Genomic DNA, 14,175 nt, shown 5'->3' with positions numbered 1-14,175 from the left:
GCGACGGGGGAGGCCGGGAGAAGGTTTTAAACTCAACTCCGGGCTAAACCGCACGTTTCCGCGCTTTCTTTTCCACCACAACCGATTTCACTTCACTTTCAATCCAGCCATCGGCCAGACGGGTTTTCAGCGTATCGCCCGGTGCTGTTTGTGTGGTTTTCTTCAGCAATGCGCCCTGTGGTGTGGTGGTCACACTGTAGCCACGTGCCAGGGTCGCCAGCGGGCTGACGCCTTCCAGTTGCGTACAGGCAGTGCCGAAACGCTGACGGCTTTCCGCCAGTTGTGAAGACATCGCCTGTTGCAGCCGGTACTGAAGTTGCTGAACCCGTTGCTGGGCACGGTGAATGCGCGGTTGCGGTTGCTGTTGCGTCAGGCGCTGCTGTAAACGGTCGGTGCGACGCAGCATCTGACGCAACTGGTTTTGCATGGCTTCATCGAGACGACGGCGCAGCCTGAACAGCGCCGTCTGCTGGCGGGCCAGACGTAAATGCGGGTGCTGCTGTTGCAGACGGTGATTCAGGCGCGTGAAGCGCTGCGTCAGTTGGGCGAGATAATAATCCATCGCCATTTCGAGACGCTGCTGCTGCGACTGGATCTGGCGCAGCAATTCCAGCTGATTCCGGCTGATCAGTTCGGCGGCGGCAGACGGTGTCGGCGCGCGTAAATCCGCAACAAAATCGGCAATGGTGACGTCGGTTTCATGGCCAACGGCGCTGACGATGGGAATGCGGCTGGCGAAAATCGCCCGTGCCACGCGCTCATCGTTAAAGCTCCATAAATCTTCCAGCGAACCGCCACCGCGTCCGACAATCAGCACATCCACTTCCTCGCGGGCGTTAGCCAGTTGAATGGCGCGGACGATTTGCGCCGGGGCATCGGCACCCTGAACGGCGGTCGGATAAATAATGACGGGTAACGACGGGTCGCGACGCTTTAAGACATTTAAGACGTCGTGCAATGCGGCACCGCTGGCGGAGGTGATCACACCGACGCATTTGGCCGGGGAGGGCAGCGGTTGTTTATACTGCGCATCAAACAAACCTTCGGTGGCCAGTTGCTGTTTCAGCAGATCGAATTTTTGCTGCAATAAACCGTCGCCTGCTTCCTGCATACTTTCGGCAATCAGCTGATAATCGCCGCGCGGTTCGTACAACGTGATGGTCGCACGAACCAAAACCTGCTGACCATTTTGCGGACGGAATGTGGTGCGGCGGTTGGTATTACGGAACATGGCACATTTGACCTGAGCGCGGTCATCTTTGAGCGTAAAATACCAGTGGCCAGAGGAAGGCTGTGAGAAGTTTGAGATTTCACCGGAGAGCCAGACCTGACCCATTTCGTTTTCCAGCAACTGTCGGACCGTCTGATTGAGGCGGCTTACGGTAAAAATAGGAGGCGAAGAAGGTAGTGGCATGTGATCCAGATCAAATTCAAATACAGAGACTTAATCGAACGATACTACATGCCCGCAAAAGGTAATCAAGAAGTTTTTGAAATAGTTCTGGTCGAAATGCCTACTCACCTGTATACTCCCGCTGCAATATTTTATCTTTTCCGCATCCACCTTGGTGAGATATTGCCCATGCTACGTATCGCAAAAGAAGCACTAACGTTCGACGACGTTCTCCTTGTTCCAGCCCACTCCACAGTTCTGCCTAACACTGCCGACCTCGGTACTCAACTGACCGCTAAAATCCGTCTGAATATCCCTATGCTGTCCGCAGCGATGGATACCGTGACTGAAGCGAATCTGGCGATTGCTCTTGCACAGGAAGGCGGCCTTGGATTCATTCACAAGAACATGTCTATTGAGCGTCAGGCGGAAGAAGTCCGTCGCGTGAAGAAGCATGAAAGCGGCGTTGTTGCTGACCCTAAAACTGTCACGCCATCGACCACTTTGCGTCAGGTTAAAGAACTCACTGAAATTAACGGTTTTGCCGGTTATCCGGTCGTGACGGAAGAAAACGAACTGGTCGGTATTATTACCGGTCGTGACGTGCGCTTCGTCACCGATCTGGAACAGCCTGTGACCGCCGTCATGACGCCGAAAGAACGTCTGGTGACGGTCAAAGAAGGCGAAGCCCGCGAAGTCGTGCTGCAGAAAATGCACGAAAAACGCGTAGAGAAAGCGCTGGTGGTTGACGCGCAATTCCATCTGCTCGGTATGATCACCGTCAAAGACTTCCAGAAAGCCGAACGTAAACCTAACGCCTGTAAAGATGAGCAGGGCAGCCTGCGCGTCGGTGCTGCGGTTGGCGCGGGTGCGGGCAACGAAGAGCGTATCGATGCGCTGGTGGCTGCCGGTGTTGACGTATTGCTGATTGACTCTTCTCACGGCCATTCCGAAGGCGTGCTGGAACGTATCCGCGCCACCCGCGCAAAATATCCGGATCTGCAAATCATCGGCGGTAACGTCGCGACGGGCGCAGGTGCGCTGGCACTGGCTAAAGCGGGCGTGAGCGCGGTGAAAGTCGGTATCGGCCCTGGCTCCATTTGTACCACCCGTATTGTGACCGGCGTGGGCGTTCCGCAAATTACCGCTGTTTCTGACGCGGTTGAAGCGCTGGAAGGCACCGGTATTCCGGTCATCGCTGACGGCGGTATCCGCTTCTCCGGCGATATCGCGAAAGCCATCGCGGCAGGCGCAAGCTGCGTGATGGTGGGTGGGATGCTGGCAGGTACGGAAGAATCTCCGGGCGAAATCGAGCTGTATCAGGGCCGTTCGTACAAATCCTATCGCGGCATGGGGTCTCTGGGCGCCATGTCCAAAGGCTCTTCTGACCGTTACTTCCAGACGGATAACGCCGCAGACAAACTGGTACCTGAAGGTATCGAAGGTCGCGTAGCGTATAAAGGCCGTCTGAAAGAAATCATCCACCAGCAAATGGGCGGCCTGCGCTCCTGTATGGGGCTGACCGGTTGTGCTACCATCGACGACCTGCGCACCAAGGCTGAGTTTGTCCGCATCAGCGGTGCAGGGATCCAGGAAAGCCACGTGCATGACGTGACCATTACTAAAGAGTCACCGAACTACCGCATGGGTTCTTAATCCCACAGTCGCTGCTGCGCGTCGGCGATCCGGTGTGGGAAGCTGGCTTAAAATGCTCATTTACGTTATGTAAACTGCGCTTTTTCGCCAGCCTCCGCTTTGCCTCACGGGCGCCTGGATCGAGTCACTACAAATTTATATCCAGCCCGTATTTTCCGGGCTGATTAATATTCCGTTTTAACGCTTTTATTGCTTTCTGGAAAACGCCCCCTCATGAGCGAAAATATTCACAAGCACCGTATCCTGATCCTCGATTTCGGCTCCCAGTACACCCAGCTTGTTGCGCGCCGCGTGCGTGAACTGGGTGTCTATTGCGAACTCTGGGCCTGGGACGTAACCGAAGCCCAAATCCGCGAATTCAACCCGAACGGGATCATCCTGTCCGGCGGCCCGGAAAGTACAACCGAGCATGACAGCCCGCGTGCACCAGACTACGTCTTTGAAGCCGGTGTACCGGTTCTGGGCGTTTGCTACGGCATGCAAACCATGGCGATGCAGTTAGGCGGCCATGTTGAAGGTTCTAACGAGCGCGAATTTGGTTATGCGCAGGTGGAAGTTCAGACTGAAAGCGCGCTGATCCGCGACATTCAGGATGCCCTGAGCGAGAACAACAAACCGCTGCTCGATGTCTGGATGAGCCACGGCGATAAAGTAACGGCCATTCCGTCTGATTTCGTGACCGTTGCCAGTACCGAGACGTGCCCGTTTGCCATTATGGCGAACGAAGAAAAGCGCTTCTACGGTGTGCAGTTCCACCCGGAAGTGACGCATACCCGTCAGGGCCTGCGTATGCTCGAACGTTTCATCATGGATATCTGCGAGTGCGAAGCACTGTGGACGCCGGCAAAAATCATTGAAGACGCCGTTGAGCGTCTTCGTGTGCAGATCGGCGACGATCACGTCATCCTCGGTCTGTCCGGCGGTGTTGACTCCTCCGTGACCGCCATGCTGCTGCACCGCGCCATCGGCGACCGTCTGACCTGCGTGTTCGTCGACAACGGTCTGCTGCGTCTGAACGAAGCGGATCAGGTGCTGGAAATGTTCGGTGACCGTTTCGGTCTGAATATTGTTCACGTCGCGGCGGAAGAACGTTTCCTGTCTGCGCTGGCAGGGGTGGATGAGCCGGAAGCCAAACGTAAAATCATCGGCCGCGTCTTTGTTGAAGTATTCGACGAAGAAGCCTGCAAGCAGGATGAAGTGAAATGGCTGGCGCAGGGCACCATTTACCCTGACGTGATTGAGTCTGCGGCCTCTGCCACCGGCAAAGCGCATGTGATCAAATCGCACCACAACGTGGGCGGTCTGCCGAAAGAGATGAAACTGGGTCTGGTTGAGCCGCTGAAAGAGCTGTTCAAAGACGAAGTGCGTAAAATTGGTCTGGAACTCGGCCTGCCATACGACATGCTTTACCGTCACCCGTTCCCGGGGCCGGGGCTGGGCGTTCGCGTACTGGGCGAAGTGAAGAAAGAGTACTGCGACCTGCTGCGCCGCGCCGATGCTATCTTTATCGAAGAGCTGCATAAAGCCGACCTGTATAACAAAGTCAGCCAGGCTTTCACGGTCTTTCTGCCGGTCCGCTCTGTCGGCGTGATGGGCGATGGCCGTAAATACGACTGGGTTGTCTCTCTGCGCGCAGTCGAAACCATCGACTTCATGACCGCGCACTGGGCGCACCTGCCGTATGATTTCCTCGGCCGCTGCTCCAACCGCATCATCAACGAAGTCGACGGCATCTCCCGCGTTGTTTATGACATCTCGGGCAAGCCACCGGCAACGATTGAGTGGGAATGATTTAGCAAAAATAAAGGCTGAACGCCCGTAAAAACGCCAGTGCGATCGTAAGATCCACTGGCGTTTTTTATGCCTGGCATGCTCTCAGGGGATTATTTCAGATGCGCTGCAAACCCGCTTTTCCCCGGCGCAATGTCCGGTTTCAATATCAGTGACGGAATAGCGTAATCGCCGCCATTCTGCTGGCGAAATGAAATTGGCGTGGTGCTTTCTACTGTATCCAGCCGGTGAGCCATCTCCCCGCAAATTTGCGCGTAGCGGGTCTCATCCATGCGTCCGGTGCGGTAGAACACCAGTGGCGGCAGCACGGTAAAGCCCGGATAATGCAGCATGCCATGGTGGATCGGGAACAACAGGTCGTCGATCGGGCCGTTAATCCCACGCGCGCTGTAATGGGGTTCCCAGCCGCCGGTGGTGACCATCAGCATAGCGCGTTTTCCGGCCATTTTGCCTTCCCCGTAACGGTCGCCCCAGTGCGTGTCGGAATGCTCACCAACACCATAGGCAAATCCATAAGCATAAACACGTTCAACCCAGCCTTTCATAATGGCAGGCATTGAAAACCACCACAGCGGGAACTGGAAAATCACGGTATCCGCCCACTGTAATTTTTCCTGCTCGGCGGCGATGTCATCGCTTTGCGTGCCATTTTTGTAAGCGCGCTGAGAATCCTGCGAAGGGTGAAAAGGCCCCGGCGACGGTTCGGTGTTATCTCCTGCATCCAGCACGGCTTTCCATTGCATGGCATACAAATCCGAAATCTGCACATTGTGCCCGGCGGCCTGCAAATGGCTGACCGCAAAATCTTTCAGCGAGCCGTTCAGCGAGTGTGATTCAGGGTGAGCATAGACGATCAATACATTCATGACGAAACCTCCGTTAATGGGATAAAGGCAGAGTAGGTTGTCGTCAGGTATAGTTGAAATGAATTGATCATATAGCAGGTATAGCGATGAGTAATTTCGGTCGTCTGGATCTCAATTTGTTGCTGACGCTGGATGTTTTGCTGGCTGAACAAAATGTCACGCGAACTGCGCAGCGCCGTAACCTTTCGCAACCTTCGGTCAGCGTTCAGCTCGCTAAGTTGCGTGAATTTTTTGATGATCCGTTGCTGCTGCCGGGGCCGCGGGGAATGCGTCCGACGGCGCGTGCGGACGAATTGCGGGAACCGCTGCGGCAGGCCCTTGCCGCGCTGGAAAATGCGATCATTGCCGGAGAGGTTTTTGACCCGTCAAAGGCGAACCCTACCTGGACTCTGGGTGCCGCGGATTACGGCGAATCCACTATCGTTTTACCGGCCTTACGGGCATTGCGTATGGCCGCACCTTCCGCGCGGCTGTCTATTTTTGAAACATCACCTGCGCGGATTATCCACAAAATGGAGCAGGGTGAACTGGACCTGGCGTTTCATACCTCTGATGCGGTAATAAACGGGCTGCACAGCAGATTCCTGTTTGCCGAGCGCTATGTGCTGGTCAGCCGGAAAGGGCATCCGTCCGTCAACGGGCCGGTGACGCTGACAGAGTTCTGCGGGCTGGAGCATGTGATGGTTTCACCCGACGGCGGCGGATTTTATGGGTATACCGACACCGCGCTGGCGGCGGCGGGTTTAACGCGGCGTGTGGTCTTGTCAGTACCGCATTTCCTGTTTGTGCTTCAGGTGCTGATGACCACGGATCTGGTGGCGATGTTGCCCGAACGTTTAGTGCGGGGAAATCCTGCTTTGCAGATAACCGAAGCCCCGCTTGATGTACCGGGTTTTGACATGTTTATGGTGTGGCATGAACGTGCGCACCGTGACCCGGCACATCAGTGGTTACGGGAATTTATCGCTGATTCAGTCTGAAGGTTTATCATTCCCGGTAAACAAAAAAGGCAGCCCTCTGGCTGCCCTCATTGTTATGCTGTTTCGGGAGTTATTCTTTGAACAGCTTGGTATCGTTCGCCAGGCTGTCTACTACAACTTTTAAATCGTTAGCAGTGACTTTCTGAGTATCGTTGGCAACCTGCTTACCGAAGCCTTTACGCACGACTTTAATCACCGGTTTGCCGGTGCTGGCATCGATCAGCTCACCTTCAAAGTAAACTTCAGTATCACGCGTACGATGGCCTGTGGCGGTTTCAGTACCCGCAATAACCAGCGCGACCGGGATGACTTCATAGAACTGCAAACCCTCTGCCGAGGTGTTCACACCGGTGATCGCACCTTTGAAAATCAGTGTGCGCGGCCCTGCGTGATCTGTCAGTGGCATGCGCTCTGCCAGTGCCGGTTTCATGCGGCTGTTGGCGTAATCCAGCACCCCCTGCAAGGTAGCTTTGTCGATTTGTTCCGTTGGCTGAGGTTCCGGATAGAATTTAATCGGTTCGTATTTGATATAAGAATAATTGGCTTTTTTGAAAGCAGGATCTATCCAGCGCAGCACCGGATTACCTGATGCAGTTTTGACTTCCTTCAGACCGGAATAATCACCTAAAAAACCGGAGTATTTTTCTGTCTGGGTAATATGGCTGGTACAACCGGCCAGGAACAGCGCACCGGTCACTGCAGCAATCTGCATCAGTTTCATTGTTTTCATTCATACCCTCGAAATTTTTAAGGAAGCCATCGTATGTATAGCACTGCTGCGGAATTTAACCTCTTAACGACAAAGAAAAAATGATATTCGTCAGAACCACGAAAATAAGGTTTTTCGGGGTAATCATTTTCTTCTCAATTATTTCTTTGGTGAATGAAATAAATAGTATTCACCTTTTGGGCTGTCCCCCGCAGAGATGATGGTCCAGCCTTTTGACAGATAAAAAGCGACGGCATTTTTACTCTTGGCTAAACATTTCAGCGATCCCTGACGGGTAAAGGTTTCTTCAGCAGCGTGAAGCAATGCCGAACCTGCACCGGTTCCCTGATACTGCGGATCAACAAACAGGTTATGCAAAAAATTTTCCTGAGTGAAAATTGAGGCGAATCCCAGTAAATGTCCGTCACGTTCTGCGACCAGTATTGTCTCGCCGAGCACTGCCCGGTCAAAATCTTCCAGCTGAAAATCGTCTTCCAGCCATGTCCAGGTGTGCTTGCGCGAGGCCAGATAGAGCGTACGTAAAAACGGGCGGTCTGCTTCTTGATAAGGGCGTACAGTCATTGTTGAGGGCAAGCATTGACTCCTGAGGAAGTTTTTCATCAACGTATGTTATTCAGGTCTGTGCCCAGATACTGCCAGTGAAGCGGAATGAGTTCAATAAGCTTCACTGATTGGTTTTTTAACGCATTTGCTGATTGATCTTCTGACCTCCGCCGCCAATAATGCTCCCTTGACTCGGGGTGCCCGCTGCAAAGCAGGGCTGAGATTTTACCCGTATTACCTGATCTGGATTATGCCAGCGTAGGGAAGTCAGGTATCTCTCCTGATACCGCCTTCTTGAGCGCCGGTAGGGAGACTTATGAATACCCGACCTACCTACATTCCCGGCGCTTTAGCCGCCACTTCTCTGAAACAACTTCGCTTTGCTGCGCCGCTGGTTCACTGCCTGACCAATGACGTGGTGCAATCTTTTACCGCCAACGTCCTGCTGGCGCTGGGCGCGTCTCCTGCGATGGTGGTTGATCCCGCCGAAGCGGCACAATTTAGTGCCATCGCCGATGCCCTGCTGGTCAATGTCGGTACGCTGACACATCCCCATGCGCAGGCAATGCTGGCAGCCATTCAGGCAGGCAGTCAGGCCGGAAAGCCCTGGGTGCTGGATCCGGTTGCCGTCGGCGGCCTGAACTGGCGTACAGAATTCTGTCGTGAACTCATCACACTTAAACCCGCAGCAATCCGCGGCAATGCCTCCGAAATCCTGGCCCTCAGCGGCGTCAGTGCGTCCGGGCGCGGCGTTGACAGCGGCGATGATTCCTTTTCTGCTTTACCTGCCGCACAGCAACTGGCGCGTGAGACCGGCGCAGTCGTGGCTGTCACCGGTGAAACCGATTATGTCACCGACGGCCAGCGCAGTTGGGCTGTGGCTGGCGGGCACCCGATGATGACCCGAGTGGTGGGAACAGGATGCGCACTATCCGCAGTAGTAGCCGCCTTTGCGGCTTTGCCGGGCGATCGTCTGGATAACGTGGCCGCCGCCTGCCGGGTGATGTCCTGCGCGGGCGAACGCGCCTGTATGGCCGTGAAAGGGCCGGGCAGTTTCACGCCTGAATTCCTCGATAATCTGTATTTAATGGGCGAAGAATGGCTGAACGGCGAGGCAGACAATGAAACGTATTAATGCACTGACGATTGCAGGCACTGATCCGAGTGGCGGGGCAGGGATCCAGGCGGATTTAAAAACCTTTTCGGCGCTTGGCGCGTACGGTACCAGTGTGATCACCGCGCTGGTAGCCCAAAATACCCGTGGTGTGCAATCGGTCTATAACATTGAGCCAGGGTTTGTTTCAGCACAGCTTGATTCCGTACTGAGCGATGTGCGGATCGACAGTACCAAAATTGGCATGCTGGCAAACAGCCAGATTGTGGAAGCGGTGGCGGAGCGGATCCGGCATTATCAGCCACCGTTTGTGGTGCTGGATACCGTGATGCTGGCGAAAAGTGGCGATCCTTTGCTGCTGCCGGAAGCCGTTGATGCGGTGCGCCGTTTGCTGATCCCGCAGGCTTCGATGATTACGCCAAACCTGCCGGAAGCGGCGGCGTTACTGGAATGTGCGGTCGCAGTGAACGAAACCGAAATGCGTGAGCAGGGAGAAGCACTGCTGGCGATGGGATGTGGCGCAGTGCTGATGAAAGGGGGGCATCTGAGCGATGAGGAAAGCCCTGACTGGCTGTTTACACCGGGTTCCCGCGAGCGGTTTACTGCGCCGCGTGTGAATACCCGACATACTCACGGCACAGGTTGTACGCTGTCGGCCGCGCTGGCCGCTTTACGTCCGCGTCATCAACACTGGGCCGGTGCTGTGCGTGAAGCCAAAGACTATTTACAGCAGGCGCTGATGCAGGCCGATTCACTTGACGTCGGTCACGGCATCGGGCCGGTACATCATTTCCACCGCTGGTGGTAACCACAGATTATGCGAGGCGCAGGGTTTCACTCAGCGCCTGTTCAGCCTGACGGAATTTCGTCAGTGCCTGTTGCAAATGCACGGCATCAAACGGGTTCAGCGGATAAAATTTTTCTTCTTTACGCGGGCGCAGCATCACGCGAATTTTGTCCGCTGACATCCGTTCAAACAGATAGCTGGCAATATCGTCGTTCTCTTCGTCTTTCCATGACAGCAGCAATGCCGCCTGTTCGCCGCTGCGTCGGCCAATAAACTGCCCGTGCAACCACAGCCCTTCCAGTTCGCCATCTTTTTGCAGTTTTTTACCGCTGAACCATGGCGATTCAGCCAGCGAAACGAGGGATTGTGACGTGATTTCGCCGTGCAACTGGCGCCATTGCGGGCGGTTGTTATCCATCTGCCAGCAGGCCATGCCGAGATAATCGTTCAGTTCACGCCAGTCCTGCTCCAGCTTCTCCCTGAGTTCAGGATCCTGCACATGCATGAACTGTTGCAGGCCGGTCGCCTGTTCGCCCAGCTTGTTATAGGCGATCACGGTCATGGTGCGGGGCTTACGGCGGAACGTGACCCACAGCAGCACTTTGGGGATACGGAAAGTGATGGCCTGAACGGTGAGTTTGTAACGATTGCCACGCGACATCACCAGGCCGCTGGACGTGCCCCGTTTGTCCTGATAATTCCTCACCAGGACCACGCTGTTCTGGCCCATCCAGCCCGTGACGTAATGTTCTTTTTCGCTTTCTGCCACGTCCAGATCCCGGACGATCTGACTGATTTTCTCGTTATCGAGTTGGGAAAGGGAGAGTGACTGATCGGCACTGTAGTAGCTTTTTTTCAGGGTGGCAGCGGCTGGCATAAAAGTATCCACGATATTGATGTGGTTTACAGCTTACACCAAGTTGTCATACAGATTTCAGGGCTAACCCGCAAAATTTGAACGCCGTCGCAAACTGCTTGTGTTGTACTCTCTCCCTTTACTTACTCGGCATCAAACCAGTCACTGTTTTGTTCAGCAATGGGCGTAATGGTGGAAATCATTTCCTGCAAATGAATACGGATGGCTTTTTCTGCGGCGTCCGGGTCATGCGCTTGCAGTCCGTCAAAAATCGCATAATGCTGTGCAATCAGATTTTCCGGCGGTGACACTTTGCTGAGTGTCAGAAAGCGGACGCGATCCATTGTCGCTTTGATGTGCTCGACGGTTTCCCATGCCAGACGGCAGTCGATAATTTGTGCGATCGTGCGGTGGAACTCATCATCCAGTAGCAGGAATTCCTGCGTTTGCTGACGCTTTGCTGCCAGTGTCTGACGCTCAAGATTATGTCCGAGCAGCGCCAGATCTTTGTCCGTAGCGACCATGGCTGCACGGCGTACCACGGCGGTTTCAACGGCTTCGCGAATGAAACGTCCGTCAGCGACCCGTTTGGAGGAAATTTTCATTACATACGTACCGCGTTGCGGTAAAACCTGAACCAGTCCGGCTTCGGCCAGTTTGATAAAGGCTTCACGAACCGGCTGACGGGACACATTAAAGCGTGTGGAAATCTCTTTCTCCGACAGGAATGCCCCCGGTGCGATGGCACAGGTGACGATGTCCTGACGCAAGGTGCGATAAATCTGCTGATTAACCGGCACATTACTGAGAAATTCAAAGGAGTCTGTCATGGGCAAAAGTTGTCTTTAAAGTCGGAAGACCCCAATACTAACATGAGTTTTCTGATGTTTTTGAGATTGTTAGCGCAAGGTTTTATCAAATTATTGGGAGTTTATATGCTCACGGCAATACAGCTTTTTGTAGGCCGCAGGGGTAATGCCCAGTAGTTTACGAAATACCCGACGAAAATACGCCACGTCGTTAAACCCCGTCAGGCGTGCCACGTCCGCCACATTGCCGGTATTGGCCAGTAGCAGTTTTTCTGCTGCCGCGACCCGTTGTTTATGCAGCGCCTCTGTCAGCGTCATCTGAAAGGTCAGGCGGAAAACCCGCCCGAGATAATCGGCATTACAATGCAGCCGTTCCGCCAGTTCAGAGGCTCCCAGCGGCAGATGGAATTGTGTCGTAATCAGCTGACGGGCTTTATAGGCCAGCGCCACACCGGGGCCGCCCGGTTCAACATTCTCCGGCCAGGTGCGTGAGACTTCTTCTAACAACAAAATCAGAAACAGATCCAGAGAATTACCGCCGCGTTCCTGTTCATATAAAAATAATCTGAACAGCGTTAGCAGCGTTTCGCGGTCCCTGACTTTACAATGTTGTGGAATATTCAGCTGTAAAGAGGGATTATTTTGCTGTGAATTATTTATTGCTATATCTTTCACAATATCAAAATGCAGCCAGTAAAATTTTAAATCAGCATCAAAGGTGGTGACGCCTTTATGTTCCCTGCCGGGAAATAACAATAGACTTTCTCCTTCGTGTAAATCAAAACGGCTATTTTCTTCCTGTAAAGACAATGAGCCCCGGACAACATAAATTAATTCATGCGAACTGAGTCTCCGGGTCGGATGTGTGCCTATTCCGCGGGAAATGAACAAACCGCCGTTTTGTACTTTCACCGGGATATTGACGGGAAACGTAAGCATTTCAGTCATTTTAAGGCACTCATCAGGCTGGATATACCTGACAGTAGCATAGAGAACATGCATCTCCAGCCAGGTTTAAAGAGGTTTTGATCTGCTTCACAGATTCTGATCGTGAGTCGGAATTGTCCCGTTTAACTACTTTATCCTCTTCTTGTTGGCATGAGGCCATTATGCCAGATTTATGGCGTACCTTATTTAAATCCAGGGCTGACACCCATAATTAGCCTTATTTATTGTGTTCCTACAGCTTATTAATAACGATATAAAAGCGAGGAAAAATAATGCCAACAGATTCAGTTAATACCGGTTCTGCAACGGTAAACGGAGAGAGCAGAATAACTTCTGCCCATGCCAGACTTTCGGTCAGTGAAAAAATCGGTTACGGATTAGGTGATGCCGGTGGCACGATAATGACCTGTCTGATCACCAGTTTTCTGACATTTTTTTATACCGATGTTTTCGGGCTGACGCCTGCTATCGTCGGTACGCTGTTTATTTCCCTGCGGGTGATTGATGCGATTTCCGATCCGCTGATGGGCATACTGGCTGACCGTACGCAAAGTCGCTGGGGACGTTTTCGTCCCTGGCAGTTATGGATTGCGTTACCTGTTGGCGTGATCGGGTTTCTCACCTTTACGGTGCCCGGCCTGAGTGGAGATGCCAAAATTGCCTACGCCTTCTTCACGTACTTCCTGCTTTCCGTGTCGTATACGGCAATCAACGTGCCGTATTGCGCACTGATTAACACCATGACCACCGATCATCGCGAAGTGATGTCTTGTCAGTCGTGGCGCTTTGTCCTGTGCGGTGTAGCGGGCTTTATGGTATCCGTCGGGCTGCCGTGGCTGGTACAGGTGTTGGGTAAAGGCAATGCGGCACTGGGATATCAGCAGGGCGTGGGGTTGCTGTGTGCAGTGGCGGTAGTGATGTTTCTGTGGTGTTTCTTCACCGTGCGCGAACGCCTGCCCCTTGCGTTGCTCGGGCAGTTCAGCGTTAAAGAACACATCCGCGGATTGCTGAAAAACGATCAGTTGTTGCTGGTTTTACTGATGTCTTTCCTGCTGATCAATGTGTTCAATCTGCGCGGCGGCGGCTACATGTATTTCATCACGTATGTGCTGAAAGGCGGGGCAGGCTACGCTTCGCTGTTCTTCGGTATGGTGACACTGGCTTCCATTTTCGGCGCGGTCATCGTCAATCAGCTGACCAAATTCATCGACAGCGTGCGGCTGTATATGCTGACAAATCTGGTACTGGCGGTGTTTTCCCTGATGCTGTGGTTTGTTCCTGCCGGTGAACATCACCAGATATTGTGGCTCGGTATCATCTTTGTACACTGCGTGATCCTCGGGTTCACGTTGCCGCTGCATTTTTCCATCATGGCGTTCGCCGATGATTACGGGCACTGGAAAAACGGTATCCGTTCCTCCGGCATGAACTTTGCCTTCAACCTCTTCTTTATCAAACTGGCCTGGGCATCCAGTGCCGGGATCATCAGCCTGGTCTTCATTCTGGTCTCTTATCAGGCTGGCGCAGAGCACCAGACTGCGGCATCACTCGGCGGGATCACCTTGCTGGAAACCCTGTTACCGGCGGCGATGCATCTGCTGCTGGCGGGAACGCTGATGTTTTGCAAACTCGATAACAAATTGCTGTCGCGGATGTCGCACGATTTAGCTGCAAAAATTTAATTTAACTTTTTCAGGAGGTT

Annotated in this window: 13 protein-coding genes and 1 riboswitch; of the genes, 6 read left to right on the top strand and 7 right to left on the bottom strand. The window is 53.5% G+C overall.

Translation table 11 applies throughout. The features are described 5' to 3' along the window. Positions 1-43: 43 nt before the first annotated feature. Positions 44-1,414, bottom strand: coding sequence for an exodeoxyribonuclease VII large subunit (gene xseA, locus ACOZIO_RS08160; RefSeq protein WP_129952154.1), 1,371 nt, complete (start codon positions 1,412-1,414; stop codon positions 44-46). 168 nt (positions 1,415-1,582) lie between these two features. On the opposite strand from xseA, the gene guaB reads away from it, so the two are divergent. After that, positions 1,583-3,049 carry an IMP dehydrogenase gene (guaB, locus tag ACOZIO_RS08155; protein WP_015689478.1) on the top strand — a complete coding sequence of 489 codons (1,467 nt, stop codon included), beginning with the start codon at positions 1,583-1,585 and terminating at the stop codon, positions 3,047-3,049. A 213-nt stretch (positions 3,050-3,262) separates the two neighbouring features. Next, positions 3,263-4,840, top strand: coding sequence for a glutamine-hydrolyzing GMP synthase (gene guaA, locus ACOZIO_RS08150; RefSeq protein ID WP_013574385.1), 1,578 nt, complete (start codon positions 3,263-3,265; stop codon positions 4,838-4,840). A gap of 92 nt (positions 4,841-4,932) precedes the next feature. Here guaA and ACOZIO_RS08145 read toward each other — a convergent pair whose 3' ends face one another. Further along, a complete protein-coding gene (locus tag ACOZIO_RS08145) occupies positions 4,933-5,706 on the bottom strand; it encodes an NAD(P)H-dependent oxidoreductase (RefSeq protein WP_129991684.1) in 774 nt (257 codons plus the stop codon). 86 nt (positions 5,707-5,792) lie between these two features. Between ACOZIO_RS08145 and ACOZIO_RS08140 the strand changes: the two genes are divergently transcribed. Further along, positions 5,793-6,686 carry a LysR family transcriptional regulator gene (locus tag ACOZIO_RS08140; protein WP_421595170.1) on the top strand — a complete coding sequence of 298 codons (894 nt, stop codon included), beginning with the start codon at positions 5,793-5,795 and terminating at the stop codon, positions 6,684-6,686. Positions 6,687-6,756: 70 nt separating this feature from the next. Here the strand turns inward: ACOZIO_RS08140 and ACOZIO_RS08135 are convergent, their stop codons facing one another. Both ACOZIO_RS08135 and ACOZIO_RS08130 read right to left on the bottom strand, forming a co-directional pair. Then, the gene (locus ACOZIO_RS08135; RefSeq protein ID WP_129952160.1) at positions 6,757-7,416 is read right to left on the bottom strand and encodes a DUF3313 domain-containing protein; all 660 of its coding nucleotides are present in this window, start codon (positions 7,414-7,416) and stop codon (positions 6,757-6,759) included. A gap of 138 nt (positions 7,417-7,554) precedes the next feature. Beyond that, a complete protein-coding gene (locus ACOZIO_RS08130; protein ID WP_205951575.1) occupies positions 7,555-7,977 on the bottom strand; it encodes a GNAT family N-acetyltransferase in 423 nt (140 codons plus the stop codon). Between the two features lie 165 nt (positions 7,978-8,142). Beyond that, positions 8,143-8,241, top strand: a riboswitch (TPP riboswitch). Between the two features lie 34 nt (positions 8,242-8,275). Here ACOZIO_RS08130 and thiM point away from each other — a divergent pair. Then, positions 8,276-9,094: a hydroxyethylthiazole kinase gene (thiM, locus tag ACOZIO_RS08125; protein WP_129952162.1), complete on the top strand. Its 819-nt coding sequence runs from the start codon at positions 8,276-8,278 to the stop codon at positions 9,092-9,094. Beyond that, a complete protein-coding gene (gene thiD, locus ACOZIO_RS08120) occupies positions 9,081-9,881 on the top strand; it encodes a bifunctional hydroxymethylpyrimidine kinase/phosphomethylpyrimidine kinase (protein ID WP_129952163.1) in 801 nt (266 codons plus the stop codon). Before thiM ends, thiD begins: the two co-directional genes overlap by 14 nt. 7 nt (positions 9,882-9,888) lie before the next feature. Here thiD and ACOZIO_RS08115 read toward each other — a convergent pair whose 3' ends face one another. The 3 genes from ACOZIO_RS08115 to ACOZIO_RS08105 all read right to left on the bottom strand — a co-directional run bounded on the left by ACOZIO_RS08115 (position 9,889) and on the right by ACOZIO_RS08105 (position 12,473). Beyond that, positions 9,889-10,737, bottom strand: a complete 849-nt coding sequence (locus ACOZIO_RS08115) for a hypothetical protein (protein WP_129952164.1) — start codon at positions 10,735-10,737, stop codon at positions 9,889-9,891. Between the two features lie 122 nt (positions 10,738-10,859). Further along, positions 10,860-11,546 carry a GntR family transcriptional regulator gene (locus ACOZIO_RS08110; protein WP_129952165.1) on the bottom strand — a complete coding sequence of 229 codons (687 nt, stop codon included), beginning with the start codon at positions 11,544-11,546 and terminating at the stop codon, positions 10,860-10,862. A 90-nt stretch (positions 11,547-11,636) separates the two neighbouring features. Beyond that, positions 11,637-12,473 carry an AraC family transcriptional regulator gene (locus ACOZIO_RS08105; RefSeq protein ID WP_129991688.1) on the bottom strand — a complete coding sequence of 279 codons (837 nt, stop codon included), beginning with the start codon at positions 12,471-12,473 and terminating at the stop codon, positions 11,637-11,639. 272 nt (positions 12,474-12,745) lie between these two features. Between ACOZIO_RS08105 and ACOZIO_RS08100 the strand changes: the two genes are divergently transcribed. Next, positions 12,746-14,155 (top strand): MFS transporter, encoded by a 1,410-nt coding sequence (locus ACOZIO_RS08100; RefSeq protein ID WP_129952167.1) that lies wholly within the window; start codon positions 12,746-12,748, stop codon positions 14,153-14,155. Positions 14,156-14,175: the final 20 nt, after the last annotated feature.

Source organism: Rahnella sp. PD4 (assembly GCF_049199325.1).
GTDB classification, from domain to species: Bacteria; Pseudomonadota; Gammaproteobacteria; order Enterobacterales; family Enterobacteriaceae; genus Rahnella; species Rahnella perminowiae.
Note: the sequence above shows the minus strand (reverse complement) of the source record. Positions and strands in the feature narration are given on the sequence as shown.

Bases quoted from the DNA above. Each gene is read 5' to 3' on its own strand.
- ACOZIO_RS08130 (WP_205951575.1), bottom strand. From the start codon at position 7,977: ATGACTGTACGCCCTTATCAAGAAGCAGACCGCCCGTTTTTACGTACG.
- ACOZIO_RS08100 (WP_129952167.1), top strand. From the start codon at position 12,746: ATGCCAACAGATTCAGTTAATACCGGTTCTGCAACGGTAAACGGAGAG.
- ACOZIO_RS08115 (WP_129952164.1), bottom strand. From the start codon at position 10,737: ATGCCAGCCGCTGCCACCCTGAAAAAAAGCTACTACAGTGCCGATCAG.
- ACOZIO_RS08110 (WP_129952165.1), bottom strand. From the start codon at position 11,546: ATGACAGACTCCTTTGAATTTCTCAGTAATGTGCCGGTTAATCAGCAG.
- ACOZIO_RS08105 (WP_129991688.1), bottom strand. From the start codon at position 12,473: ATGACTGAAATGCTTACGTTTCCCGTCAATATCCCGGTGAAAGTACAA.
- ACOZIO_RS08145 (WP_129991684.1), bottom strand. From the start codon at position 5,706: ATGAATGTATTGATCGTCTATGCTCACCCTGAATCACACTCGCTGAAC.
- guaA (WP_013574385.1), top strand. From the start codon at position 3,263: ATGAGCGAAAATATTCACAAGCACCGTATCCTGATCCTCGATTTCGGC.
- ACOZIO_RS08135 (WP_129952160.1), bottom strand. From the start codon at position 7,416: ATGAAAACAATGAAACTGATGCAGATTGCTGCAGTGACCGGTGCGCTG.
- guaB (WP_015689478.1), top strand. From the start codon at position 1,583: ATGCTACGTATCGCAAAAGAAGCACTAACGTTCGACGACGTTCTCCTT.
- thiD (WP_129952163.1), top strand. From the start codon at position 9,081: ATGAAACGTATTAATGCACTGACGATTGCAGGCACTGATCCGAGTGGC.
- xseA (WP_129952154.1), bottom strand. From the start codon at position 1,414: ATGCCACTACCTTCTTCGCCTCCTATTTTTACCGTAAGCCGCCTCAAT.
- ACOZIO_RS08140 (WP_421595170.1), top strand. From the start codon at position 5,793: ATGAGTAATTTCGGTCGTCTGGATCTCAATTTGTTGCTGACGCTGGAT.
- thiM (WP_129952162.1), top strand. From the start codon at position 8,276: ATGAATACCCGACCTACCTACATTCCCGGCGCTTTAGCCGCCACTTCT.